This window comes from Intestinimonas butyriciproducens, from assembly GCF_016901775.1.
Classification (GTDB): domain Bacteria; phylum Bacillota; class Clostridia; order Oscillospirales; family Butyricicoccaceae; genus Pseudobutyricicoccus.
In genome coordinates this window covers 1-23,977 of the sequence record NZ_JACJKW010000010.1, presented here as the reverse complement: position 1 = coordinate 23,977, position 23,977 = coordinate 1, and the positions used below count along the sequence as shown (strand labels likewise).

24 protein-coding genes are annotated in these 23,977 nt (G+C 54.4%); 5 read left to right on the top strand and 19 right to left on the bottom strand.

What is annotated here, in order from left to right; all coding sequences use genetic code 11:
- Positions 1-113: 113 nt before the first annotated feature.
- The 6 genes from H6A25_RS06715 to H6A25_RS06690 all read right to left on the bottom strand — a co-directional run bounded on the left by H6A25_RS06715 (position 114) and on the right by H6A25_RS06690 (position 4,228).
- Complete coding sequence (locus H6A25_RS06715; protein ID WP_204751198.1) at positions 114-869, bottom strand: glycosyltransferase; 756 nt, start codon at positions 867-869, stop codon at positions 114-116.
- Positions 866-1,300 carry a hypothetical protein gene (locus H6A25_RS06710; RefSeq protein ID WP_204751197.1) on the bottom strand — a complete coding sequence of 145 codons (435 nt, stop codon included), beginning with the start codon at positions 1,298-1,300 and terminating at the stop codon, positions 866-868. The genes H6A25_RS06715 and H6A25_RS06710 overlap by 4 nt, the downstream gene beginning before the upstream one ends.
- Positions 1,297-2,775 (bottom strand): ArnT family glycosyltransferase, encoded by a 1,479-nt coding sequence (locus H6A25_RS06705; RefSeq protein ID WP_204751196.1) that lies wholly within the window; start codon positions 2,773-2,775, stop codon positions 1,297-1,299. Before H6A25_RS06705 ends, H6A25_RS06710 begins: the two co-directional genes overlap by 4 nt.
- 144 nt (positions 2,776-2,919) lie before the next feature.
- Positions 2,920-3,723 carry a metallophosphoesterase family protein gene (locus tag H6A25_RS06700; RefSeq protein WP_204751195.1) on the bottom strand — a complete coding sequence of 268 codons (804 nt, stop codon included), beginning with the start codon at positions 3,721-3,723 and terminating at the stop codon, positions 2,920-2,922.
- Between the two features lie 72 nt (positions 3,724-3,795).
- Positions 3,796-4,020 (bottom strand): hypothetical protein, encoded by a 225-nt coding sequence (locus H6A25_RS06695; protein WP_204751194.1) that lies wholly within the window; start codon positions 4,018-4,020, stop codon positions 3,796-3,798.
- Positions 4,007-4,228, bottom strand: coding sequence for a helix-turn-helix domain-containing protein (locus H6A25_RS06690; protein WP_243423271.1), 222 nt, complete (start codon positions 4,226-4,228; stop codon positions 4,007-4,009). Before H6A25_RS06690 ends, H6A25_RS06695 begins: the two co-directional genes overlap by 14 nt.
- A gap of 139 nt (positions 4,229-4,367) precedes the next feature.
- On the opposite strand from H6A25_RS06690, the gene H6A25_RS06685 reads away from it, so the two are divergent.
- Positions 4,368-4,808, top strand: coding sequence for a helix-turn-helix domain-containing protein (locus H6A25_RS06685; protein ID WP_204751193.1), 441 nt, complete (start codon positions 4,368-4,370; stop codon positions 4,806-4,808).
- A gap of 35 nt (positions 4,809-4,843) precedes the next feature.
- Here the strand turns inward: H6A25_RS06685 and H6A25_RS06680 are convergent, their stop codons facing one another.
- From H6A25_RS06680 to H6A25_RS06640, 9 genes are all read right to left on the bottom strand, one after another.
- Complete coding sequence (locus tag H6A25_RS06680) at positions 4,844-5,308, bottom strand: phage holin family protein (RefSeq protein ID WP_204751192.1); 465 nt, start codon at positions 5,306-5,308, stop codon at positions 4,844-4,846.
- 3 nt (positions 5,309-5,311) lie between these two features.
- Positions 5,312-6,013 (bottom strand): peptidoglycan recognition protein family protein, encoded by a 702-nt coding sequence (locus H6A25_RS06675; RefSeq protein ID WP_204751191.1) that lies wholly within the window; start codon positions 6,011-6,013, stop codon positions 5,312-5,314.
- Between the two features lie 337 nt (positions 6,014-6,350).
- Positions 6,351-8,939, bottom strand: a complete 2,589-nt coding sequence (clpB, locus tag H6A25_RS06670; RefSeq protein WP_204751190.1) for an ATP-dependent chaperone ClpB — start codon at positions 8,937-8,939, stop codon at positions 6,351-6,353.
- 17 nt (positions 8,940-8,956) lie between these two features.
- Positions 8,957-9,607, bottom strand: coding sequence for a CopG family transcriptional regulator (locus H6A25_RS06665; protein WP_204751189.1), 651 nt, complete (start codon positions 9,605-9,607; stop codon positions 8,957-8,959).
- 169 nt (positions 9,608-9,776) lie between these two features.
- Positions 9,777-10,463, bottom strand: coding sequence for a YczE/YyaS/YitT family protein (locus H6A25_RS06660; RefSeq protein ID WP_204751188.1), 687 nt, complete (start codon positions 10,461-10,463; stop codon positions 9,777-9,779).
- A 40-nt stretch (positions 10,464-10,503) separates the two neighbouring features.
- Positions 10,504-11,679, bottom strand: a complete 1,176-nt coding sequence (gene hemW, locus H6A25_RS06655; RefSeq protein ID WP_204751187.1) for a radical SAM family heme chaperone HemW — start codon at positions 11,677-11,679, stop codon at positions 10,504-10,506.
- 1,108 nt (positions 11,680-12,787) lie between these two features.
- A complete protein-coding gene (gene lepA / locus H6A25_RS06650) occupies positions 12,788-14,596 on the bottom strand; it encodes a translation elongation factor 4 (protein ID WP_204751186.1) in 1,809 nt (602 codons plus the stop codon).
- A 13-nt stretch (positions 14,597-14,609) separates the two neighbouring features.
- Entirely contained in the window at positions 14,610-14,804 is a 195-nt protein-coding gene (locus H6A25_RS06645) for a hypothetical protein (protein ID WP_204751185.1), read from the bottom strand.
- A 618-nt stretch (positions 14,805-15,422) separates the two neighbouring features.
- A complete protein-coding gene (locus tag H6A25_RS06640) occupies positions 15,423-16,310 on the bottom strand; it encodes a DegV family protein (RefSeq protein WP_204751184.1) in 888 nt (295 codons plus the stop codon).
- Between the two features lie 225 nt (positions 16,311-16,535).
- Between H6A25_RS06640 and H6A25_RS06635 the strand changes: the two genes are divergently transcribed.
- Entirely contained in the window at positions 16,536-17,042 is a 507-nt protein-coding gene (locus H6A25_RS06635; protein WP_345941589.1) for a COG2426 family protein, read from the top strand.
- Between the two features lie 9 nt (positions 17,043-17,051).
- Entirely contained in the window at positions 17,052-17,600 is a 549-nt protein-coding gene (locus H6A25_RS06630; RefSeq protein WP_204751183.1) for a phosphatase PAP2 family protein, read from the top strand.
- 20 nt (positions 17,601-17,620) lie between these two features.
- Here the strand turns inward: H6A25_RS06630 and H6A25_RS06625 are convergent, their stop codons facing one another.
- The 4 genes from H6A25_RS06625 to H6A25_RS06610 all read right to left on the bottom strand — a co-directional run bounded on the left by H6A25_RS06625 (position 17,621) and on the right by H6A25_RS06610 (position 21,598).
- A complete protein-coding gene (locus H6A25_RS06625) occupies positions 17,621-18,091 on the bottom strand; it encodes a GNAT family N-acetyltransferase (RefSeq protein ID WP_204751182.1) in 471 nt (156 codons plus the stop codon).
- Positions 18,092-18,250: 159 nt separating this feature from the next.
- On the bottom strand, positions 18,251-19,489 hold the full coding sequence (locus tag H6A25_RS06620) for a DUF1015 domain-containing protein (RefSeq protein ID WP_204751181.1): 1,239 nt from the start codon (positions 19,487-19,489) through the stop codon (positions 18,251-18,253).
- A 12-nt stretch (positions 19,490-19,501) separates the two neighbouring features.
- Positions 19,502-20,416 (bottom strand): D-2-hydroxyacid dehydrogenase, encoded by a 915-nt coding sequence (locus tag H6A25_RS06615; protein WP_118428539.1) that lies wholly within the window; start codon positions 20,414-20,416, stop codon positions 19,502-19,504.
- Positions 20,417-20,521: 105 nt separating this feature from the next.
- Positions 20,522-21,598 carry a pyridoxal-phosphate-dependent aminotransferase family protein gene (locus H6A25_RS06610; protein ID WP_204751180.1) on the bottom strand — a complete coding sequence of 359 codons (1,077 nt, stop codon included), beginning with the start codon at positions 21,596-21,598 and terminating at the stop codon, positions 20,522-20,524.
- 242 nt (positions 21,599-21,840) lie between these two features.
- Between H6A25_RS06610 and H6A25_RS06605 the strand changes: the two genes are divergently transcribed.
- Positions 21,841-22,764: a PLP-dependent cysteine synthase family protein gene (locus H6A25_RS06605; protein WP_204751179.1), complete on the top strand. Its 924-nt coding sequence runs from the start codon at positions 21,841-21,843 to the stop codon at positions 22,762-22,764.
- Positions 22,765-22,814: 50 nt separating this feature from the next.
- Positions 22,815-23,789, top strand: a complete 975-nt coding sequence (locus H6A25_RS06600) for a dipeptidase (protein WP_204751178.1) — start codon at positions 22,815-22,817, stop codon at positions 23,787-23,789.
- Positions 23,790-23,977 lie beyond the last annotated feature (188 nt).

Sequence of the window (23,977 nt, the reverse complement as noted above, 5' to 3'; positions counted from 1 at the left end):
TGCCTCTTTTCCCTTTCATCTCTCTTTTCTGTTTCTCATATTGTTTCACTGGCCCTGAAAGGGCCAAAAAAAAGATCCGGATCGACGGCCGGATCTTTTTTTTTGCACTTTTTTCAGATTTTCCCCCGGCGCAGCTGCCAGGCGGTTTTGAGACTATCCTTCATGGTACGCAGCACCCGCATTTTGCTTTCCCCGCCTTTGTTGTCATAGCGCAAGGAAAAGGGTACTTCGTCAAAACGGCAGCCGCTGCGGTAGAGCTTATACAAAAGCTCCATCATGCAGGCAAAGGAACGCTGGGTGATCAGTTTGTCCCCGTATTTTTTCCGGGCCCGCTGAAGGCTCTGGTAGGTATAGGCCCGGTAACCGCAGGTGTAGTCCTTCACCTTGGGCACCCGGAGCATAAGGGAATAATAAAGCTTGGCTCCATCGCTGAGCAGCAGCCGGTGGCGAGGCACCCCGTGAACTTCGGCGCCGCCCTGGTAACGGGAAGCAATGACCACATCGGCTCCCCGACGCACCGCCTGGATCATGGAATGAACATACTTGGGGTCATGGGTGTTGTCCCCATCCATCAGCACGCACAGATCCCCGGGCACGCCGTGCTGAAGGAAATAGGTCACCGCCGTATTGACGCCGCCGCCCAGATTCATATTCTTTTCATGGGCCACCAGATGCACCTGGGGATGCTCCCGCTCCAGCTGGGTGATCTTTTCCTTTGTGCTGTCGGTGCTCTTGTCGTCGATGGCCACCACCTGGAGGGAAAATCCCTCCTTTTTCAAAGCCTCTTCCTGCTCCAGCCACCCCAGAGTCAGGGGGATGATATTTTCTTCTTCGTTATAGCAGGGCAGGCAGGCAAACAATGTATTCATTTGCTTCTTCTCCTTTTCACACAAGCATACAAACCTTTCCGCAGGAAATAGAGGGCAAAAAAGGGCCCCACTACCGAACATCCTTTGGAAACAAGAAAGGCCAGGTTTTCCCCCATCAGCCCCTGGCACAGGGCAAAGACAGTGGTGATGATCCAGTTGGCCAGCAATAACCCCAGCAGGAAGGTGCTGAAATAAATCACCGCTCCCACCGTTCCGAACTCCATCTCAAACACCTGCCCGGAAGCCAGGCCATAGTGGATCAGCTGCCCCACTACCACCCCTGCGGTGTTGGCGATCCCCAGTCCCACTCCCATGCGGATGGACAGCACCCACACAATGGCAGCATCCACTACCGTGACGAAAACAGAGATCAGCAGATATTTCAAAATAGGGGGCAGTTTTTGGTAAGCTCCCCGCAGCTGTGCCATCATACTTTCCCCTCCAGGTCAAAAATCAAACATTCTTCTCCTTGATACACCAAAGGATACCGGGACCGCAGCAGCTCCAGATATTCTTCCCCGTCTTCCCCGGCAACCACGCCGCCAGGAGCTACAAAATACCGGACACCATGGCCCAGGAAATAGGCGAGTTCTTCTTCCGGCTCCTGTGGGACATAATCATAATACCGGAGATTGGCCCGATAGCCCATGCGCTGACAAGCTCCCAGCAGCACCGGGTCCTGGGAGGCCACCGCCAGTACATCCTCCTCATCGGTCATCTTCTGGATCACCTGGGCCTGAGCTGTGATGGTCTCATTGACAGACGCCATGGGCCAGGCCACAGTCAGGCTGTGATAAAACGCAGCAGCGCACAGCACACACCCCAGCACCGCTCCGGCTTTGGGAATCACCTTTCCCACTTCCAGCAGCAAAGCGGCGCACAGAAGGGCAAACAGCGGCGCCAGAAACACCATATAATATCCAAATCGGATGACCGCCACAATGGTGGCTATTTCCAGAGCCATGGACAGCATCCAGAGAAGAAGAGGCAGGTTTTTTTGTTTCAGACAGCACAAAGCCCCCAGCACCATCCCGATGAGCACCGGCCAACTGAAAAACAAAGGCATTTCCCGCTGGAAAAACTCCCAGGCCTGGGAAGTGAAAATGGCGGTGAAAGCACTTTTCAAAATGTGTTTTTCGGCAATTCCCGACACAAAGGTAAAGGTGGCCACCTGTCCGGCATACCAATAATAAAATAGCGGCAGCCCCAAAGACAGCGCCCCATAGCCATAAAACATGGGGTCTTTCAAACTGGAGAGCCCTCTTTTTCGGAAAAAGAGTACCAGGATCATCAGACCGGCAAAAGCCGTGGGCGTTTTTTCCATAATGGCCAGACCCATCATCACCCCGGAGAATGCCAGAACACCTTTTCCTCCGCCCTGATACCACCGGAGAAAGAAATAGATGGCAGCTGTATAGAAAAACAGCGCGGCCGCTTCCGGCATGATGGCCCGGCCGTACAGCAAACTGATGGGCATGACCAGGTAAAATGCAAAAGCCCCCAACGCCGCCCAGCGGTTTTTCAACAGCCTGCGGCCAATACCATAGCAAAACACCGCTGAGCCCATGAAAAACAGCAGGCTGATCAGCCTGGGTACCCAATAGGGCTCCCGGCCCATCAACTTGAAGAGCAAAGCCGACAGATAGGGCATCACCTGCAGCTCCAGCTGTACATAGTTGTCCCCCGGCCCATCGTAATTGAATTGGGGCCGCAGGGGATTCATATCCAGCCGGGCGTAATTCTGGGCGATGGTATAGGTATCGGTCTGACGCCAGCTATCGTAGTTTTCCCAAGGCGCCTGATTCAGCCGAGGCAGCTGAAACAAAAAAAATGCCGCCAGCAGAAGGGCCAACAGCCAACAATCGGCCCCGGCACCGCCGGAGGTTTTCTTGAAAAGAGCCTTCATTGTTCTTCCCCTTTCCTGGGTTCAGAGCCATAAAGGCCCATAAATTCATTCTTTAGTTTACACCGCCCCCGGGACCTTGTCAACAAAAGGCGCTTTTATGGGACAAAAAGAAAGATTCCCCGGAAATTTCCGGGGAATCTTTTTTCATGATCCCATCGGTTTTACCTGAAGCACCTGGCGCGCAGGTGACAGGGCCACCGGCCAGAAGGACACTTTTCCGTCCTCCTCCATACGGCACAGGTGATAACACCACTGGTCGGTATACACCGAGCTTTTTTCTTCCATGTCAATGCCGAAAGCCAAAGAGCCGGCGGTATAGTGGGGCACATCTCCCCTCCAGCCATGGAAGGAACAATGGAGATGGCCGGCAAAAACACCCCGCACATTTCCTTTTTTCAGAATCTCAAAATATTCTTCCGGCGCTTTCATCGGTCCCCAGGGCTGCTGCCCTACCACCGGATGGTGGAGGATGACAATATTTCCCCGGGGCGGATTTTGCTCCAAAGACTTGCGCAGAAACTCCAGCTGATCCGGGGGCAATGTACCTTCTGTTCCATGGAGGTAAGGGGAATCCAATGTAACAATGCCCAATCCCTTCACCTGGGTGTAGGCCAGATAGGGCCCGGCATCCCCTGTATCCTCTCCCAGAAATCCCCGGCGGAAGGCCAGGCGATGGTCATGGTTCCCCATGGCACAGCACAAAGGCACGCCCGGCAATTTTTCTTCCAGCAATCGTTTCAGCGCCTTGTAGTCCTCTTCTTCGCCCTCATGGACAAGATCGCCGGTAAGAAGCACAAAATCCAATGCTTTCCCCTGAAGTTGATCAAGGCAGTCCCTCAGATTGTCCCAGGGATCCCGTACCTCCCGGGCTACCCGCTGCATAAAAGGGCTGCTGCCCTGACAGGTGAGATGGGTATCGCTGATATGGGCAAAATGCAGTGTTTCCATAGCCTTTCCTCCCCTTTCCTCTGTCTTGATTGTAGCAAAGGGAACGGGAGATTGCAACGGTTTTCCAAAGGCTCAGCTCACCCGGCCCCAGCAATAAACCGGCACGCCCTGAAGCTTGGTGTGAAGCAGCCTCCGGCCGTCCTCCAGCTGCTGGCCGCCGTCCTCCCAATAGGAAAACACAGCGAAAAAGGTTTCCGGCGGCACCATCACCCCTTCAGGGCCTATGTAGAGCCGCTTTTCTCCGATTTGTTCCCACAAAGCAGCCGCCTGAAAAAGCAGCTGCTTACTCTCCCCCATCTGCATTTTCTTCCTTCCCCGTCCCAAAGATCATCTCTCCGTAGGGAATGCCGTAAACCTGCTCCATTTTCCGGATCACCGGTACATCAGGATAGGATACGCCCCGTTCATAATTGCCGATGGTGGAAACTCCCACCCCCAGCAGTTTTGCCGCCTCCTGACGGCTCAGGCCCTTGTTGATCCGGGCCGCACGCAATGTCAATGCCATCTGTTCTTCACTCCTTTTCTGATCTTGCACTTATTGTAATACGATTTAATCGTTTTGTCAACAATTAAATCGTATTTTCTCCTTGAGCTCTTGCGTTTTATACGATAATATCGTATAATTGTATCAAGGGGTTGATTGTATGAACGATCTGGGCAATAAAAAAATCATGGGGGAAAATATCAAGCGGCAAATGGCCCGGCTGGGTGTCAGCCGTAAGCAGATCGCCAGTGCCTTGCAGGTGCCCTACTCCACCGTGTGTGAGTGGATCAGCGGCAATGCCTATCCCCGCATCGATAAGATCCAACTGCTGGCCCAATATTTCGGCATTACCAAAGCCCAGTTGGTGGAGGCTCCGGGACAAGCGCCTCTGCCGGACGATCCACCGGTGCGGGATGTGGCCCAAAAGCTGTCGGAAACCCTGGCCCTGCTGGAAGAAGCCGGTGACGGTCTGATGTTTGACGGAGAGCCATTGGATGAGGAAACCCGCCAACTACTGCGTGCCAGCCTGGAAAACCAGCTGGAAATGACCAAGCGGCTGGCCAAACAGAAATTTACCCCTAAAAAATACCGAAAAGATTAAAAAAAGGCGCGGAGCGTGGTTTCCGCGCCTTTTCTTTATTTTTTCCCCGCCAGATGGTCCCCGCTTTCTTCCACACCGGTATGGAGAGCCGCAATGATATTTTTCAAAAATGCCGGCACGGGTGCTCCCATTTCTCCCACATTTTCCACAATGCTTCCCATTTCGGTGAGGATATACCACACCAGCACCACCGGGCACAAAAGCACGGTGTAGGTAAAAGGCAAACTCAAAGGCAGGTTTTTCAGCACCAGCCCCAGGAGAAAATCGGCCAAAGCGGCCACGATAACCGCCAGAATGCTGCCGGCCTTGTGCCACAATCCCTCCCGGGCCTTCTGGCTTTGCCAGTCTCCGTTTTTGGCCGCAAGAGCGCTGCCGGTAAGGTAGTCGATGCCCATGCTCACAGCATAGAGCACCACCAGCCAGCCCATCCAGCCCAAAAAGGCCGAAAGGGCCGCCATCAAAGCGGTAACCGTCTTTTTCACTTCCAACAGTTTATCCATTCATCATCCCTCTTTCTGACCCAGCAGCCCCGCCCTGTCCATCCACACAATGGTCTGAAGATTCAGACCAGGCAGGGTTACTGAGTTGTCCTCATTGGTATCAATCACGCCTTGGGCGATCGCTTTGCTCACCGCGTTTCTGGCCCAATCCGGCATCTCATCCAGCCAATGATAGGTGATTTTTGCCCATGCAGGCAGTTCCATTTCCCATTCCTCCTCTTGCAGTCTGTTTTGAAAATCTTTCCACGCTTCCGGATTCTCCACAAAAGGGGCCGGACAGTTTTTTCCCGTCACATCGTAATGCCGCAGCACATCTTCCGGTCCCAGACCGTATTTTCCCATGAGCAGACGGGTAAGCAAAATGGCCCGCTCCACCGTCTGGGGAAGAAAATAATAGCCCTCCGCCCCTTTCCGGCTGCACAGCTCGATGCCAATGCTGTTGTGGTTGCGGCAAAGGGGATGGCGGTAGTTCTGGGCGCCGCAGTGATGGGCGGTATCCCCCTCCCCTACGCTTTGCCATACCTCCTTTTCATCTACAAAATAGTGAGCCGAGGTATGCCCTCCGTTTTCCCTTGCAAAATAGGCAGCATTGCCCTGGGCGGTATCCCCATCGTTGGCCGTATAGTGAATGACCAGAAAGCGAACAGGCTCTTTCCGGCCCCGGGTGTAGTTTTCCGGTGCACAAGCCTTGTACTGTATGTCCATTTCTCCTCCTTTCCAGGCCGATTTTCTTCCCTCCTTTCTCCGGCCCTTTCCTCTACCATACTCTGTCTCCCTGGTCTTTTCCGTCTTTTCGCACATAAAAAAAGGACCCTTTCGGGTCCTTTTTTCATGTCGAACAAGTGGCCGGAGGTCACTTGTTCGAGTTCTTACAAGGGGCTGCATGCACGCCTTTGGCGTACACTTGCCCCTTGAGAAGTGCAAAAAGCCACGCACAGGTCGCGGCTTTTTGCGGATTGATGAAGAGTAGGGCAAACGGTCTTTTTTCATCATATAAGTTTTTCGACACGCTCAAAAAAGGACCCTTTCGGGTCCTTTTTCTTTACTTTTTCCGGCAGGTAAGCTCTCCATCTTCCACATCCAGCACCAGAGTGCTGCCCGCAGGCAAGTCGCCCCGCAGGATGGATTTTGCAATCAGCGTCTCGGCACTGCTTTGCAGATATCTCTTGAGAGGCCGGGCGCCATAGATGGGATCGTATCCCCGCTGGATCAGCAGATCCTTGGCCTGCCCGGTCACTTCCAGGGTCAGGGTCTTATCCGCCAGCCGCTTTCTCAGTCCGGCCATAAGGATATCGATGATGCCCGTCAGGTTTTCCTTGGTCAAGGGCTTGAAGAGAACCACTTCGTCCAGACGGTTAAGGAACTCCGGACGGAAGGACTGCTTCAGCAGACCCATCACGGCGTTTCTCGCCCCTTCGGAGATCTCTCCGTCCTGGCTGATGCCGCCCAGCAGCTCCTGGCTGCCCAGGTTGGAGGTGAGGATGATGATAGTATTTTTGAAATCCACCTTCCGGCCCTGGCTGTCGGTGATATGGCCGTCGTCCAGGATCTGGAGCAAAATATTGAACACATCGGGATGGGCCTTCTCCACCTCGTCAAAAAGCACCACGCTGTAAGGCTTGCGGCGCACCGCTTCGGTGAGCTGTCCGCCCTCATCATACCCCACATATCCCGGAGGGGCGCCGATGAGGCGGGACACCGAGAACTTCTCCATATATTCCGTCATATCGATGCGCACCAGATTGTGTTCATCGTCAAAGAGGCAGTCGGCCAGGGATTTGGCCAGCTCGGTTTTGCCCACACCGGTGGGGCCCAGGAACAGGAAGCTGCCGATAGGCCGGCCCGGATCGGCGATACCTGCCCGGGAACGCTGAATGGCTTCGGTAACAAGGCGCACCGCTTCATCCTGGCCCACCACCCGTTTGTGGATCACTTCGTCCAGGTGCAGCAGCTTCTCCCGTTCTCCTTCCATCAGGCGACTCACCGGGATACCGGTCCATTTGGCTACAATATCGGCGATCTCCCCTTCGGTGACGGTGTCGTGCACCAGCGTGTTTTCGGTGTGCTTCTCGCTTTCGCTCTCGGCCTGCTGGAGCTGCTTTTCCAATGCAGGCAGATCGGAGTATTTCAGCTTGGCAGCCTTTTCATATTCCAGGCTGTTCTGGGCCTGCTCGATCGCTCCGTGCATCTGCTCGATCTGGCTCTTCAGCTCTTTCACCCGATCTACGCCGCTTTTTTCGGCCTCCCAGCGGGCTTTCATGGCATTGAAGCGGTCTTTTTCCTCGCTCAGTTCCTTGGCCAGCTGCTGGAGACGATCCTTGGACAACTGATCTTCTTCCTTCTTCAGGGCCATTTCCTCAATTTCCTGCTGCATGATCTTCCGCCGCAGATCGTCCAGTTCGGCCGGCATGGAGTCGATCTCCGTACGGATCATGGCGCAGGCTTCATCCACCAGATCGATGGCCTTGTCCGGCAGGAAACGGTCGGTGATATAACGATGGGACAGCGTGGCCGCCGCAACCAAAGCATTGTCGTGGATGCGCACGCCATGGAAAACTTCATACCGCTCTTTCAGACCCCGGAGAATGGAAATGGTGTCCTCCACTGTGGGTTCATCCACCATCACCGGCTGGAACCGGCGTTCCAAAGCGGCGTCTTTTTCGATGTATTTCCGGTATTCATCCAGGGTTGTAGCGCCGATGCAGTGCAGTTCGCCCCGGGCCAGCATGGGCTTGAGCAAATTGCCTGCATCCATGCTGCCTTCGGTTTTGCCGGCGCCTACAATGGTGTGCAGCTCATCGATGAACAGGATGATTTTCCCTTCCGATTTACGGATCTGCTCCAGCACTGCCTTGAGCCGCTCTTCAAATTCGCCCCGGTATTTGGCGCCGGCGATCAGCGCGCCCATATCCAGGGAAAAGATTGTCCGGTCCTTCAAACCCTCAGGCACATCCCCCCGGACGATCCGCTGGGCCAGTCCTTCGGCAATGGCCGTCTTGCCCACACCAGGCTCACCGATGAGCACCGGATTGTTCTTGGTCTTCCGGGACAAAATGCGCACCACATTGCGGATTTCGGTATCCCGGCCGATCACCGGGTCCAGCTTCTGGCTGCGGGCCCGTTCCACCAGATCGGTGCCGTATTTCTGCAAAGCGTCATAGGTGTCCTCCGGGTTGTCGGAGTTGACCGGGCCGCTTTTCACTTTGGCCAGCTCCTGGGTGAAACGATCCTGGGTCACTCCCCGGGAAGAGAGCATTTTCCGCAAGGAAGCCGGGCCTTTGTCCAGCAAAGCCAGCATCAGGTGTTCCACCGACACATAGCTGTCTCCCATTTTCTCGGCGATCTTCTCGGAAAAATCCAAAGCCTGGCTGGTTTCCGGCGCGGCGTACACCTGGGTGTTGCTGCCGGTGACCTTGGGCAGGTTGCCGATCATGGTATCCAGCTGGGCCAAAAGGCCGTCCTGATCCACATTCATCTTCCGCAAAAGGGAACCGATGAGCCCGCCGTCCTGATCCACCAGAGCATACAGCAGATGCTCCGGCATCACATATTGATTCTGATTTTCCTGGGCCATCTGCTGGGCTGTGCGGATGGCATCCAGCGTTTTCTGTGTATAGCGATTGGCATTCATTGTTCTTCACCTCATTTTTAAAGGTACAGTGTTCTGGTTTTCAGGTCCTCGCAATAGGCCTTTTCCACATCCTGGGGAGAAAGATCCCCGGAAAGATACCCTTTCAGCAGCCGGTCAAACAGCTGCACATACTGGGAAAGGGCCTGGGCAATGTCCTGGGCCGAGCAGTTGCGGCTGCAGGGCAGAGGAATGGGCCGCAGGAATTTTCCTTCGTATAAAGCGCATTCCAGCCTTGCCCCCAGCAAGGGAGCCAGATGAGCATTCTCGATGCCCACCCACAGGCGGAAGAAATCGGTCATATCGGCGATGAGCTGGGCCGACTGGGTACGGAATACCACACTCAGATCCCCCAGTTTTCCTTCTCCGCCCCGGCTCAGCTCCACTTCGTATTTCACTGTGGGCCGGTATTTATAGGCCAGGCTGGACTTTAAGGACATGGTGGGGGAATTGGGTGCGAAAAAGGGTACCAACTCTTTCACCGGGGCCATCAAGGCCTCCATCTGCTGAAAAATATCGTTGATCCGGCTTTCGGGAGTGGCTACGGAAAGGCTTTGGGCCAGGATCTGGTTGACCAGTCCCGAACGGCTCAGGCCCAACTGGTGAGCCCGCTCATCCACCGCCCGTACCACATCCTCCGACAGCATCAGGCTATATAATGTCTTTTTCATTTTGCACCTCCTGTGCTTTCCTCATGCTTATGATGCACCCAATTTCAACTTTTGTCAAGATGTTTATATAATCATTTTTACGAATTATATTTTTGTTCACAAATTTCATATTATGCACGCAGCAAAAAACCGCCTACCAAAAGGCAGACGGTTTTTGAAGATAATTTCCTTATCCGATTTTCTTTCCAGCGGCCTGTCCGCCTTTCAGATTGCGCCACAGATCCACAAAGTTCTCATGGCGGATCTCGGTGGGTTTAAAGCGAGTCAGCTGGAAGATCAGCTGGAGGCACAGACCCTGACCAAAAGCGCCTATCAGAGTGCCCAGCCCCACAGGCCCACCCATAAAGAAGCCCAGAAGGGTGACCGTGGCTTCAATGGCGATCCGGCAGTAACCGGGCTTGAAATGGGTCTTCCGTGCAGTGGCCACCATCAGGCTGTCCCGGGGACCGGCGCCGAACTGGGAGCGGATATAGAGATAGGTGCCGAAACCTACCACCATCATACCGGCTACCAGCATCAGAAGGCCGGTATACCAGGTGTCCATGGTGGGCAGCAAATCGGTCCAGATGACAAAATCAGTAAAGGGACCGATGAGCAGCATATTGCAGATGCTTCCCAATCCGATCCGTTCACGAAGCAAAAGATCGATACACAAAATGCAGACTCCAACCAAAGTATTGGCAGTACCGATGGTGATTCCTGTCACATTGTGGATGCCCTGATGGAACACATTCCAAGGCACAAAGCCCAGATTGGCCCGCATGGTGATCACGCTGCCCAAAGCACACAGAAACAACCCCAACAGCATCAGCACGATCCGCAGGCCATAGCCTTCCTGACGGTGATTGTCCTTCATTTTTTCAAACCTCTTCCCCGTTTTTCATTTTTCTTTTCTGTTACAGCAGTTCGCTTTCCAGCACATCGGTCAAAATGGCATTGGAAACCATCATCCCCTTGGGTGTCAGCCGCCACACTCCTCCTTCTTTCTGGCAGTAGCCTGCCTGGATGTATTTGCTCAGCCGCTGAGCATAGGGAGTAAACTCCAGCCGGAAGCGGCGGTAAAACTCTTCTTCATCCACTCCATCGGTGGTGCGCAGTTTCAGCATAATGTATTCCCCGTGCCGATGGAAACTGGCCACTTCCTCGGCCTCTTCCAGCAGCGGGCCGTTGCCCTCCACCCCGTCGATATACCCTTGGGTATCGGCGATAAAGGAAAAGCGGCGGCCGCCGAAAAAGCTATGGGCCGAAGGACCGAACCCCAGATACTGGGACAGATCCCAATAGCGGCTGTTATGCCGGGAACGGTAGCCCTTCTGCGCAAAATTGGAGATCTCATATTGCTCAAATCCCGCCTGCTGCAGCCTTTCCACTGCGTAAAAATACATATCGGCCTGTACATCCTCCGGAGGGAGTTCCGGATTTTCTTCATACAGCGGCGTACCCTTTTCCAGCTTGAGAGCGTAGGCAGAGATATGCTGAGGCTCCAGAGCGATGATCTTTTCTACGGAATCTTTCCACTGTTCCATCGTCTGATCGGGCAGACCGTAAATCAGGTCCAAAGAGATATTGGAAAACCCCACTTCCTTGGCGTCGGCCACCGCCTGGCGGGCTTGCTGAAAGGTGTGCAGCCGGCCCAGGGCCAGAAGCTCCTCGTCGTGAGCGCTTTGGACACCCATGGAAAGCCGGTTGACTCCAGCCTTGAACAAGGTGCGGAGCATCTTTTTATCCACGCTTTCCGGATTGCATTCCACGGTGATCTCAGCGCCTTTGGCAATGCCTCCGGTTTTCTCCAAAGCATTGAGCAGCTGCCGCAAACGCTTCCCTCCCAGCAAAGAAGGGGTCCCGCCGCCAAAATAAACGGTATCGATATCAAAACTTTCGCTGCCACGGAAATAGTCACCAAAATGCCGTTCCACAGCCCGCACATATCGGTCCATCAGCCCTTCATCCTTACAGGGCCGGGAATAAAAATCGCAATATGCGCATTTCTTCCGGCAGAATGGTACATGGATATAGACACCCAGGCTCTGCCGGATCGCCGGCTTGGGCGGCTGCTTTTTGCGAAATCCCATAATCCCCATCATTCCTCCCAATCCAGGTCCGGTGTCCGGACGGCCATGTCGGCCTTCACCCGGGCTGCTTCGTTTCAGCTGCCTCACTCTGTTCAGGCCACGGGGCCGATGTCCGAACGGTAGTGAATTGGTCCGGTGTCCGGACGGCCATATCGGCCTTCACCCGGGCTGCTTCGTTTTAGCTGCCTCACTCTGTTCAGGCCACAGGGACCAGGGCCTATTCTTCGTCCAGGGCCGGTGTCCGGCCTCCCATACCGGCCTTCACCCAGGCTGCTTCGTTTCAGCTGCCTCACTTCGTTCAGGCCACGGACCCAGGGCCTATTCTTCGTCCAGGTCCGGTGTCCGGACGGCCATATCGGCCTTCACCCAGGCTGCTTCGTTTCAGCTGCCTCACTCTGTTCAGGCCACGGGGCCCAGGGCCTATTCTTCGTCCAGCTTCAGCACTGCCATAAAGGCCTCGGTGGGAAGTTGCACACTTCCCAGGCTCCGCATCTTCTTTTTATCTCCCCGCAAAAGGTTTTCCTTTTGCGGGGGCCCCTTAAATCAGACTGGCTCGGGGCAAATGAATTGGTCCGGTGTCCGGACGGCCATACCGGCCTTCACCCAGGCTGCTTCGTTTCAGCTGCCTCACTTCGTTCAGGCCACGGGCCCAAGGCCTATTCTTCGTCCAGCTTCAGCACTGCCATAAAGGCCTCGGTGGGAAGTTGTACACTTCCCAGACTCCGCATCTTCTTTTTATTTCCCCGCAAAAGGTTTTCCTTTTGCGGGGGCCCCTTAAATCAGACTGGCTCGGGGCAAATGAATTGGTCCGGTGTCCGGACGGCCATGTCGGCCTTCACCCAGGCTGCTTCGTTTCAGCTGCCTCACTCTGCTCAGGCCACGGGCCCAGGGCCTATTCTTCGTCCAGCTTCAGCACTGCCATAAAGGCCTCGGTGGGAAGCTGTACACTTCCCAGGCTCCGCATCTTCTTTTTATCTCCCCGCAAAAGGTTTTCCTTTTGCGGGGGCCCCTTAAATCAGACTGGCTCGGGGCAAATGAATTGCCCCTGCGCCCTCCGGCGCACTTGCGCCGCCCCACTTTGTGGGGCCCCAGGCAAAAAGAAGATGAATTATTCTTCGTCCAGCTTCAGCACTGCCATAAAGGCCTCGGTGGGAAGCTGCACACTTCCCAGGCTCCGCATCTTCTTTTTGCCTTCTTTCTGCTTTTCCAGCAGCTTCTTTTTCCGGGTGATGTCGCCGCCATAGCACTTGGCCAGCACATCCTTCCGCATGGCTTTTACCGTTTCCCGCGCAATGATCTTCCCGCCGATGGCCGCCTGAATGGGAACCTCAAACAACTGACGGGGAATATTTTCCTTCAGCTTTTCACAGATTCGCCGGGCCCGGCTGTATGCCTTTTCCCGATGGGCAATGAAGGACAGAGCATCCACTTGCTCTCCATTGAGCAGCAGATCCACCTTCACCAGATCGCTTTCCCGATAATCGGACATCTCATAATCCAAAGAAGCATATCCCTTGGTGCGGGCTTTCAGCGCATCGAAAAAGTCGTAAATGATCTCACCCAGGGGCATCTGATAGTGCAGCTCCACCAGATTCTGATCCAGATACTGCATATCTTTAAATTCGCCCCGCCGCTCCTGGCACATGGGCATAATATTGCCCACATAATCGGGCGGCGCAATGATGGATACCTTGGCATAAGGCTCTTTGGACAGAGCGATGGAACCGGGATCCGGATAGTTGTGGGGATTGTCCACCCGCACTACCGTACCATCGGTTTTGGTGATCTCGTAAATAACCGAAGGCAGGGTGGTCACCAGATCCAGATCAAACTCCCGCTCCAGACGCTCCTGGATGATCTCCATATGGAGCATCCCCAAAAAGCCGCAGCGGAAGCCAAAGCCCAGGGCCGCTGACGATTCCGGCTCAAAGGACAGCGCAGCATCATTCAGCTGGAGTTTTTCCAAAGCGTCCCGCAAATCGGGATATTTGGAGCCGTCCTCGGTGTAAACGCCGCAATATACCATGGCCTGGGCCGGACGATAACCGGGCAAAGGCTCCGCAGCGGGACGCGCGGCCTCTGTGATGGTATCACCCACCCGGGTGTCTTTCACATTTTTGATGGAAGCGGTGAAATACCCCACCTCTCCTGCGGTCAGGGTCTCACAGGGGCCCATTCCCATGGGCAGCAGATAACCGCATTCCAGCACTTCGTATTCTCCGCCGGTGGCCATCAGCTTCACCTTCATACCGGTGGAGAGTGTGCCTTCCATAATCCGGAAGTAGACAATGACGCCCCGGTAGGGGTCATATTGGCTGTCAAAGATCAATGCCCGCAGCGGCGCCTGAGCATCGCCCTTGGGCGCCGGAACATTCTGCACAATATCCTCCAGCACCGCCGGAATGTTCAGCCCCATCTTGGCCGAGATCTCCGGTGCATCCAAAGCAGGGATACCGATAATATCCTCGATCTCCCCCTTGACCCGCTGAGGATCAGCGGCGGGGAGATCGATTTTATTCAGCACCGGCAAAATCTCCAGGTCATGCTCCAAAGCCAGATAGGTGTTGGCCAGAGTCTGGGCTTCGATTCCCTGGGCAGCATCCACCACCAGAATGGCCCCTTCACAAGCGGCCAAAGAGCGGGACACCTCGTAGTTGAAGTCCACATGGCCCGGGGTATCGATCAGATTGAGGGCATAGGTCTCTCCATCCTGGGCCTTGTAATTGAGCCGTACGGCCCGGGCTTTGATGGTAATGCCCCGTTCTCTCTCCAGATCCATGTTATCCAGCAGCTGATCTTCCATTTCCCGGTCGGAAACCGCATCGCAGGCCTCCATCAGCCGGTCGGCCAGCGTGGATTTGCCATGGTCAATATGAGCTACGATGGAAAAATTGCGAATTTTACTTTGTTCTGTCATCCAAGGCTCCTCCTTACAGCAAATCCACGCAGGGACCCATCGAAGATGGGACGGCCCTCCGGGCCGAACCCTTCCAGACGGAATTGATTTCCGGCTGGAATTTCCAATCCCAAGGGGCCCCCAGGGAGCGCAGCTCACTGGGGACGGATTTGCCATGGTCAATATGAGCTACAATGGAAAAGTTGCGAATTTTACTTTGTTCTGTCATCCAAGGCTCCTCCTTACAGCAAATCCACGCAGGGACCCCATCGAAGATGGGACGGCCCTCCGGGCCGAACCCTTCCAGACGGAATTGATTTCCGGCTGGAATTTCCAATCCCAAGGGGCCCCCAGGGAGCACAGCTCACTGGGGACGGATTTGCCATGGTCAATATGAGCTACAATGGAAAAATTGCGAATTTTACTTTGTTCTGTCATTTTCTTTCCTCTTTCCCGGACAAAATCATCCATCGCCTCTCCCGCCCGGAGGGAAGTGCGTCATGCAAAAGGGCTTTGCCCTATATTTCCTCAATTATAAAGTATAGCATAGCACCGTGCAAAAAATCAATAAACAGTGAAAGCCCGCCGTGTTCCGGCGGGCTTCCGTCTGTCGACCAACCATTATTATGTAAAAACCTCTTTTGCCCTACCCCTCATCAATCCGCAAAAACCGACGACCTGTGCATCGGTTTTTGCACCTCTCAAGAGACAAGTGTGGCCGGTTGACCGCTGAAAGGGGGCAATCGGCTGCATGCAGACCCTTGCAAAAACTCGAAAAAGTGGCGAAGGCCACTTTTTCGACATGGGCAAGCCCGCCGTGTTCTGGCGGGCTTTTCTGATCTGAATACTATTTTTCCCGTTTGCTCCCCCAGAAAAAGAGGGCCACAGTGCCGGGGCCGGTATGACTGCCGATGGTCGTGCCGATGCTGTTGATCATCACTTTGCCATTGAGATGGGGGAAATTCTGCTCCACCAGATCGGCTACCGCCCGAGCATCCTCATAGCAAGCCGACTGGGAGATATAGCATTTGCCGTCATAGTTCTTGCCGTTCTGGGCAAATTCCTCCATCTTTTTTTCAATCTCACGGATAACCGCATTTTTCCCCCGGATTTTGAAGCGAGGGATCAGGCGGCCCTGATCATCCATATTCAGCAGCGGACAAATGTTGAGCAGCGTACCAAACCAACCGGAAGCCTTGGAGATCCGTCCTCCCTTCACATAGAAGCTAAGGTCGGTGGAGAAAAACCAATGGTGCACATTCAGCCGGTTTTCTTCGGTCCACCGGGCCAGCTCTTCCACTTCCATACCCTCATCCCGCAGATCGGCCAATTTATCCATCAAAAGGCCATATCCCGAGGAAGCTCCCAGAGAATCCACAATGAAGATCTTCCGATCCGGGAATTTCTCCGCCAGTTCCTGGCGGGCCACATGGGCCGAATTGATGGTGCCCGAAATCCCCGAGGACAGCGTCACATGGAGGATATCCTTTCCCGCCTCCAAAAAGGGAGTAAAATAGGCCACATATTCTTCCGCATTGACCTGGGATGTTTTGGTCTCCGCCCCATCGGCCATGGCCTGATAGAAACGGTCAAAAGGAATGGTCTGCCCCAGATCATCGGGATAGCTTTGTCCATTCAGGGAATAGTGAAAGCAGATATACTGAATATCCCGGCTCTTCAGGTGCTCCATGGAAAGATCTGCTGTGGAGCAGCAACTCAACACAAAATCACTCATAAACAAGATTCCTTTCCGAAACAGCCGCTGAGGCTTAATCATAATTTTATCATAATATATTAGTATAACATTCTTCCACTGCTCTTGCAATCTTCGAAAGAAATCCCAGGATCAAAAGATTGTAAATTTTTTATTCTCAGTTGAATCGACTCCAGCTATCCGATATAATGATTGTATTCGACCCCTTGAGCGGGTCCTCATCACGACTTTTAAAGGAGAGACACTGTGGATCAGATCATTCAACGGATTTTTGACTTTTTCCTGTTTGGTGGCAGGGACTTTGCACTTTTCATCATTTCCATGATCCCCTTCATCGAATTGCGCGGCTCTATCATCTTTGGCGCCGCCATGGGGATCCCCTGGCAGCATGCCTTTTTGGTCTCCTTCCTGGGGAACATTTTTCCCGTGCCCTTCCTGATTCTGCTGGCCCGGCCCATTTTCACCTGGCTGAAAACCACTCGTCTGCTTGCCGGCTTCACACAAAAAGTGGAGGATCGGCTGATGAAAAAAGCCGACAAGGTGACCGTGCAGAAATATTCTGCCGTGGGCCTGTTTCTGTTTGTAGCCGTTCCCCTGCCCGGCACCGGGGCCTGGTCCGGCTCTTTGATCGCCGCTCTTCTGGACATAAAAATGCGGTATGCCCTGCCTGCCGTTATTGCCGGCGTCTTTGCCGCCGGAGTCATTATGACAGTGGCTTCCTATGGTCTGCTGGGCGCCATCCAACTGTTTTAAGAGGCGGACATGGATTTTCTTCTTTCTCTGGATAACGGCATTTTGAATGCCATACAGCATCTCCGCTGTGATTTTCTGGACTGGTTTTTCCCTCGGTTTACGATTTTAGGAAACGGCGGCTGGTTTTATATTCTGGTGGCCGCCCTGCTTCTTTGCTTTCCCAAAACCCGCCGTGCCGGCCGAAACGCCGCTTTGGCCTTGATTTTCTGCCTTCTGGCAGGCAATTTGACCTTAAAGCCATTGATCGGCCGGATCCGGCCCTATGAAGCCAACGGATTTACACAGCTTCTGGTGCCCCGGCTGGGGGATTTTTCCTTCCCTTCCGGTCATACCTTCGGCGCCACAGCCGTGGCAGTGAGTTTGCTGTTTTATCACAAAAAGGCGGGAATCATCGCCTGTATCTTTACCGCTCTGATGGCCTTCTCCCGCCTTTACCTTTATGTCCATTATCCTTCCGATGTTCTGGGCGGCATCCTTCTTGGCACAGCGGCTGCCTTCCTGGCCCGATATCTTCTTTGCCGTCTGTATGCCAGAAAACGACAAAAAAAGGACGCCTGAGGCGTCCTTTTTTTGTATACTTACAAAGATCGGAAAAACACCAGCTCATGGGAAAGGCGAATCCCTTCCCATCCGATTTCAGGCACACCGGGCTTGATCTTTCGCGTCTCTTCCAAAGCGTTGAATCCCACTTCACCCAGAGAAAATCCCCGGCGCTGATAAAAGAGAATGGCCGGAATGTTGTCATTGGTGGTCACCACTGAAAGTCTCTTCCCTCCGGCTGCCTTCATTTTTTCGGCCAATGCGTCAATCAAAGCAGTGCCGATGCCTCGATTTTTCTCCAAGGCGTGGAGCACTAGGATCTCCCATTCTTCGTTTTTAGGCCGATAGAGCAGATAGCCTGTCAGCTTTCCCTCTTCCACCGCGATCAGCCCGGGACAATGCCGGGTATCATAAACCTGTCCTCTGGTCACCACCAAGGGGCCGGCCCATTCCTCTTCCACATCCCGCACCACCAGGGAGCGGTATGCTTCGTTCATTTCTATAATCATAAAAATCCTCTTTCGTTGTTTTCAGTATTTTCGCGCCCTCCCCCCTCTCTTTTTTTCTTCGTCCTATCACAAGAAAAATCATCTTGTCAACGAAACGCAAAAACTCCCGCCTGTTTCCAGGCGGGAGTTTTGATTTTCCTCAAGGGAAAATATTTCTTTTTACAGCTGGTGGACGAACAGGCCGCTCATCAGCTTGGGCTCAAACCAAGTGGACTTGGGAGGCATGATCTTGCCGGCGTCGGCGATGTTGATCAGCTCCTCGATGGAGGTGGGATACATAGCGAATGCCACCTTCATGCCCTCGTGGACTCTCTTCTCCAGCTCGCCCAGACCGCGGATACCGCCGATGAAGTCGATGCGGCTGTCGGTACGGGGATCCTTGATGCCCAGCAGGGGATCGAGAACATTCTTCTGGAGGATGGAAACATCCAGCTGATCCACAGGATCGTTGGGATCATAGATGTCGCCATGAGCGGTGAGGATATACCACTTGTCGTTCAGATACATACCGAAGGTGTGCTTGCTCTCGGGCCGATACTGACCTTCGCCGCAATACTCCTTGATGTGGAACATACCCTTCATCTTTTCCATAAACTCTTCGTCGCTCAGACCGTTCAGATCCTTGACAACCCGGTTGTAGTCCATGATATACAGCTGCTCATCGGGGAAGAGCACAGCCAGGAAGTAGTTGAACTCTTCCTCGCCGGTGTAGCCAGGGTTCTGCTCCCGGCGCATCTTGCCCACGCGGGCCGCAGAAGCGCAGCGGTGATGGCCGTCAGCGATATACAGGTCGCCGGCTGCCACAAACTCCTTGCCGATGGTTTCGATGTCGGCTTCATCGGTGATGACCCAAACGGTGTTCTGCACGCCGTCGGAAACGAAGTCATACACAGGAGCCTGAGCCATGGTCTTTTCCACAATGGCATTGATGGCGCCTCTGGCCTTGTAGGTCAGGAAAATGGGGCCGGTGTTGGCATTGCAGTAGTCCACATGGTTGACCCGGTCCTCTTCCTTGTCGGCACGGGTGAGCTCATGCTTTTTGATCACATTGTTCATGTAATCGTCGATGGAAGCGCAGCCCACGATGCCCACCTGAGGACGGCCGTCCATCACCTGCTTGTACAGGTAGAAGCAGGGCTTCTCATCCTGGATATAGACGCCATCGGTGATCATCTTATTCAGATTGTCACGGGCCTTCTCATACACTTTTTTGTCGTAGTGGTCGATGGAGGGGGGAAGGTCGATCTCCGCCTTGTCCACATGGAGGAAAGAATAGGGGTTTCCCACCACCATCTGGCGGGCTTCCTCGCTGTTCATTACATCATAGGGCAGGGCCGCCACTTTGTCAGCCAGTTCGCTGGTGGGACGGATCGCCCGGAAGGGTCTTACGACTGCCATTTTGTACTCTCCTTATTTGTTAAAGAAATTCTCGATGATCTCAACGATCTCCTGGCCGATGCGGCCCTGGGCTTCCTTGGTGGAACCGCCGATATGGGGGGTCAGGGAGATCTTGGGGCAGTTCATGACGCGCTCGTTCTGCAGGGGCTCCTTGGCAAACACATCCAGAGCGGCGCCAGCCAGCTTGTCCTGCTCCAGAGCATCCACCAGAGCGTCCTCATCGATCAGGCCGCCCCGGGCGGTGTTGACGATAAAGGCAGTGGGCTTCATCATAGCCAGATGCTCCGCAGTGATCACAGGCTTGCCGTCCTTGGCAGCGGGGATGTGCAGGGAGACGAAGTCAGCATTCTTCAGCACTTCTTCCTGAGTGGCGCACACATACTCTTCAGGCAGGCCCTTGATCTCGAAGATATCGGTGTACATGACCTTCATGCCCAGAGCGGTAGCCTTGCGGGCGATGGACTGGGAGATACGGCCCATGCCGATGAGGCCCAGAGTCTTGCCGGCCAGCTCCACACCTTCATATTTTTTCTTTTCCCACTTGCCTTCCCGCATAGTCACATTGGCAATGCTGATATAGCGGGCCATGGCCAGCATGTGGCCCAGAGCCAGCTCAGCCACAGAGTCAGAAGAAGCCTTGGGGGTGTTGGTGACCTTCAGGCCCTTGCTCTCGGCGTACTTCACATCGATGTTGTCCACGCCAACACCGCCACGGATGACCAGCTTCAGACGACCGGCTTCCACAGCAGCATCGATGATGGGCTCGCGGACCTTGGTGGCAGAACGAACGACCAGCACATCATAGTTGGCCAGTTCGCGCTTCAGATCTTCGGGCTCATAGAACTGCTCTACAACTTCATAACCCTTGGCACGCAGATCGGCAGCAGCCGCTTTATTCATCCCATCGGAAGCGAGTACACGGATCATAATTGCATTCTCCTTTTTTCATTGGGGCGGATGGAGCAAGTGGCGAACGCAGAACATTCGCCACTTGCTTTCCGCATATTGTTTTTTATTGTGGTGCCCTGTGGCTTAGAGGCCCAGAACCTCTTCGATGGCGGAGGTGACCAGCTTCATGTCGTCCATGGTCATGTCAGCCATATGGGAAATACGGAAGGTCTTTTCCTTCAGATCGCCGTAGCCGTTGGAGATCTCGATGCCCTTCTCGCCCAGCTTCTTGTTCAGGTCGGCCACGCTGATGCCGCGGGTGTTCTTGATGGTGGTCAGAGTGGGGCTCAGGTATCTCTCATCGGAGAAGATGGCGAAATACTTTCTGGCCCAGGCGCGGATATACTCGGCCATCTCCAGATGACGGGCATAGCGGTTCTCCAGGCCTTCCACTTCCAGCATGTAGGTCAGCTCTTCCTGCAGAGCGAACATATGGGACTCGCTGGGGGTGGAGGGATACTGATACTTGTCATCCTTGACGACCTTGTCATAGATTTCCACGATGTCCAGATACAGGCCGCGGTTGGGAACGGTCTTGGCCCGCTCATAGGCCTTCTTGGAAACGGAAGCCACGCTCATTCCCGGAGGGCAGCCGAGGCACTTCTGGGTAGAAGTGATGCAGAAGTCGATGCCCAGCTCGTCCACAGGGATGCTGGTGCCGCCCATGGAGGAAACGGTGTCCACGCAGAAGACCACATCGGGGTACTTCTTCACGACTTCAGCGATCTCGCGGATGGGGTTCATGATGCCCACAGAAGTCTCGTTGTGGGTAATGGTAACCAGGTCATAGTTGCCGGTAGCCAGGACTTCGTCCACCTGCTTGGGATCGGTGGCCTGACCATCTTCGGCGCGGAACTTGTCGGCGGGAACGCCGTTGGCCACAGCCATCTTATACCATCTGTCGCCGAAGGCGCCGATGGAGAAGACAGCAGCGCGCTTGGCGGTGCAGCACTTGATGGCGCTTTCCATCAGGCCGGAGCCGGAAGTGGTGGACAGCACGATTACATTGTTGGTCTGGAAGACCTTCTGCAGCTTGGTGCAGACATCCTTGCCCAGCTCCGTGGCAGCCTTGCCGCGGTGGGAGATCATGGGGGTGGACATCTTGGCCAGAACTTCCGGGCGCACGTCCACCGGACCGGGGATAAAGAGCTTCTTGTGCATAACGATTCCTCCTGCAATAAAATCGTCGTTTTCAGCTTTCTCCTGCTTTGACGACATAGAAAAAAGAATTGAAACCCCCCTGGCTCCAATTACTTTTCTTTCTTACACTTGTATTCTAACATTCTTGATAACTTTAAACAAGTTGGAAATTGGATTTTCTACATTTTTTCTAAATATATTTTTCCGCAGTTGCCAGTATTTCAGAATAATAGTAGAATTACACAAGAAGGAGGGGTATTTTTATGGCAATTTACGATTCTGTAGCCCAGCTGACGGGCCGTACGCCCCTTCTGCGTCTTACAAAACTCAGCGCCCTTTACGGCTGCCGCACCCCCATCCTGGCCAAGCTGGAGTGCTTTAACCCCACCGGCTCGGTGAAAGACCGGGCGGTGTTTTCCATGCTGCTGGCCGCCATGGAAGAAGGGAATCTTCTGCCGGGGGGCGCCGTCATCGAAGCCACCGGCGGCAACACCGCCATTTCTCTGGCCATGGCCTGTGCCGCTTTGAGCCTGCGGGCCTATATCGTCATGCCGGAGGGAGTGGAGCCGCCCCTCACCCAGCTGCTGAAAGCCTATGGCGCCAAAGTAGTGCTCACCCCAGGCAGAGAGGGCCTGCCGGGAGCTTTGGAAAAAGCCCGGCAGCTGCAAAAGGAACTAGGGGCTTTCATGCCTTCTCCTTTTGAAAACGACCAGGGCTGCGAGATCCACCGCCGGTGCACCGGTCCGGAAATTTTGCAGGATGTTCCCCAGGTGGATTATTTTGTCTGCGGCATCGGCACCGGAGCCACTTTCACCGGCTGCGGCGAATTTATCAAAAGCCGGTGCATGGACTGCCGTCTGATCGCGGTGGAGCCCAATGACTCCCCGGTGCTTTCCGGCGGCCTGCCCTCTTCCCACGCCATCCGGGGATTGGGAGCAGGGTTCGTTCCTCCCATCCTCAATGTGCCCCTCATCGATGAGATCATAAGGGTGCGCACCCCGGATGCTTTGGAGCTTTGCCGGGAACTGGGGCGCACCGAAGGTCTTTTGTGCGGCATTTCTTCCGGCGCCGCTCTGGCCGCCGCGGTATCGGTGGCCTGCCGGGAAGAAGCGGCGGGGAAAACCGTGGTGACCATCCTCCCCGACGGCGGGGAGCGATACCTTCTGGCCGATCTCTATCCCCTGTAATTCTTATTGCGGTGTTCCATATTATTTATTATAGAAAGGTGAACAAGATCATGGAAATGCGTTTCATCGACACCCATTGCGACACCATGGGCGAGTGCATCGCCCGCTCGGAGGGAAAAGTGACCCTGCAAAATAACCCGGGCCACATCAACATGGAAAAACTGATCCGCGGCGGCGCCATGGCAGAATTTTTTGCCATCTTCATCCCCACCCACGACAGCGGTGCCGGCAAAGGTGTCACCCTGCCTCCCTATGACTATTTCCAGTTTGTCTACAAGGCTTATCTGAAAGAGCTGGAAGCCAACAAGGATGTGCTGGCTCCGGCCTGCAATTACGATGACATCATGGCGAACAAAGCAGCTGGCAAAGTTTCCAGCGTTCTCACCGTGGAAGATGGCGTGCCCCTGGAGGGCAAAATGGAGCGCCTGGAGGAGTTTTATCAGAAAGGCGTGCGCCTGATCTCCTTCACATGGAATTATGAAAACAGCCTGGGCTTCCCCAACTCCAAAGATCCGGAGATCATGAACCGGGGCCTGAAGCAGTTCGGCCTGGACTGCATTGAGCGGATGAACGAAATGGGTATGCTAGTGGATGTGTCCCATCTGTCCGACGGCGGTTTCTGGGATGTGGTGAAGCACAGCAAAAAGCCCTTCATCGCCTCTCATTCCTGCTGCCGGGCCCTGTGCAACCACACCCGCAACCTGACCGACGAGATGCTCCATGCCCTGGGCGAAAAGGGCGGCGTCGTAGGCATCAACTTTGCCTCCCAGTTCCTCAACGAAGGTGCGGAATATACCGACATTCAGTCGGTGGTCCGGCACATGCTCCACATCCGTGACAAAGCCGGCCTGGATGCTCTGGGCTTTGGCTCGGACTTTGACGGCATCACTTCCACGCTGGAGTTCAAGGATTACACCGGCCTTCCCCTGATCGTGGATGCCCTCAAGCCCCATTTCACCGACGACGAGATCGACAAGATCTGCTCTGGTAATATGCTCCGCCTGATCCGGGACACTCTGAAATAAATTTTCATCAAAACAGCCCCTTTCCTGCCACAGGATGAACCGCCCCAGATTGTGCGGACAGCACAAAAAGGCACCGATATAGGAAAACATGAAGTTTTAAGCGGAGAGGCGTCGCGCCAGCGGCGCCTCTCCCGTTTTTAGCTGAATGCGCTCATGGTTGTAGAAGTGAATATAGCGGTCAATCATCT

Excerpts from the sequence above, each read along its gene's own strand:
- H6A25_RS06715 (WP_204751198.1), bottom strand. The coding sequence starts at position 869 with ATGAATACATTGTTTGCCTGCCTGCCCTGCTATAACGAAGAAGAAAAT.
- H6A25_RS06710 (WP_204751197.1), bottom strand. The coding sequence starts at position 1,300 with ATGATGGCACAGCTGCGGGGAGCTTACCAAAAACTGCCCCCTATTTTG.
- H6A25_RS06705 (WP_204751196.1), bottom strand. The coding sequence starts at position 2,775 with ATGAAGGCTCTTTTCAAGAAAACCTCCGGCGGTGCCGGGGCCGATTGT.
- H6A25_RS06700 (WP_204751195.1), bottom strand. The coding sequence starts at position 3,723 with ATGGAAACACTGCATTTTGCCCATATCAGCGATACCCATCTCACCTGT.
- H6A25_RS06695 (WP_204751194.1), bottom strand. The coding sequence starts at position 4,020 with ATGGGGGAGAGTAAGCAGCTGCTTTTTCAGGCGGCTGCTTTGTGGGAA.
- H6A25_RS06690 (WP_243423271.1), bottom strand. The coding sequence starts at position 4,228 with ATGGCATTGACATTGCGTGCGGCCCGGATCAACAAGGGCCTGAGCCGT.
- H6A25_RS06685 (WP_204751193.1), top strand. The coding sequence starts at position 4,368 with ATGAACGATCTGGGCAATAAAAAAATCATGGGGGAAAATATCAAGCGG.
- H6A25_RS06680 (WP_204751192.1), bottom strand. The coding sequence starts at position 5,308 with ATGGATAAACTGTTGGAAGTGAAAAAGACGGTTACCGCTTTGATGGCG.
- H6A25_RS06675 (WP_204751191.1), bottom strand. The coding sequence starts at position 6,013 with ATGGACATACAGTACAAGGCTTGTGCACCGGAAAACTACACCCGGGGC.
- clpB (WP_204751190.1), bottom strand. The coding sequence starts at position 8,939 with ATGAATGCCAATCGCTATACACAGAAAACGCTGGATGCCATCCGCACA.
- H6A25_RS06665 (WP_204751189.1), bottom strand. The coding sequence starts at position 9,607 with ATGAAAAAGACATTATATAGCCTGATGCTGTCGGAGGATGTGGTACGG.
- H6A25_RS06660 (WP_204751188.1), bottom strand. The coding sequence starts at position 10,463 with ATGAAGGACAATCACCGTCAGGAAGGCTATGGCCTGCGGATCGTGCTG.
- hemW (WP_204751187.1), bottom strand. The coding sequence starts at position 11,679 with ATGGGATTTCGCAAAAAGCAGCCGCCCAAGCCGGCGATCCGGCAGAGC.
- lepA (WP_204751186.1), bottom strand. The coding sequence starts at position 14,596 with ATGACAGAACAAAGTAAAATTCGCAATTTTTCCATCGTAGCTCATATT.
- H6A25_RS06645 (WP_204751185.1), bottom strand. The coding sequence starts at position 14,804 with ATGACAGAACAAAGTAAAATTCGCAACTTTTCCATTGTAGCTCATATT.
- H6A25_RS06640 (WP_204751184.1), bottom strand. The coding sequence starts at position 16,310 with ATGAGTGATTTTGTGTTGAGTTGCTGCTCCACAGCAGATCTTTCCATG.
- H6A25_RS06630 (WP_204751183.1), top strand. The coding sequence starts at position 17,052 with ATGGATTTTCTTCTTTCTCTGGATAACGGCATTTTGAATGCCATACAG.
- H6A25_RS06625 (WP_204751182.1), bottom strand. The coding sequence starts at position 18,091 with ATGATTATAGAAATGAACGAAGCATACCGCTCCCTGGTGGTGCGGGAT.
- H6A25_RS06620 (WP_204751181.1), bottom strand. The coding sequence starts at position 19,489 with ATGGCAGTCGTAAGACCCTTCCGGGCGATCCGTCCCACCAGCGAACTG.
- H6A25_RS06615 (WP_118428539.1), bottom strand. The coding sequence starts at position 20,416 with ATGATCCGTGTACTCGCTTCCGATGGGATGAATAAAGCGGCTGCTGCC.
- H6A25_RS06610 (WP_204751180.1), bottom strand. The coding sequence starts at position 21,598 with ATGCACAAGAAGCTCTTTATCCCCGGTCCGGTGGACGTGCGCCCGGAA.
- H6A25_RS06605 (WP_204751179.1), top strand. The coding sequence starts at position 21,841 with ATGGCAATTTACGATTCTGTAGCCCAGCTGACGGGCCGTACGCCCCTT.
- H6A25_RS06600 (WP_204751178.1), top strand. The coding sequence starts at position 22,815 with ATGGAAATGCGTTTCATCGACACCCATTGCGACACCATGGGCGAGTGC.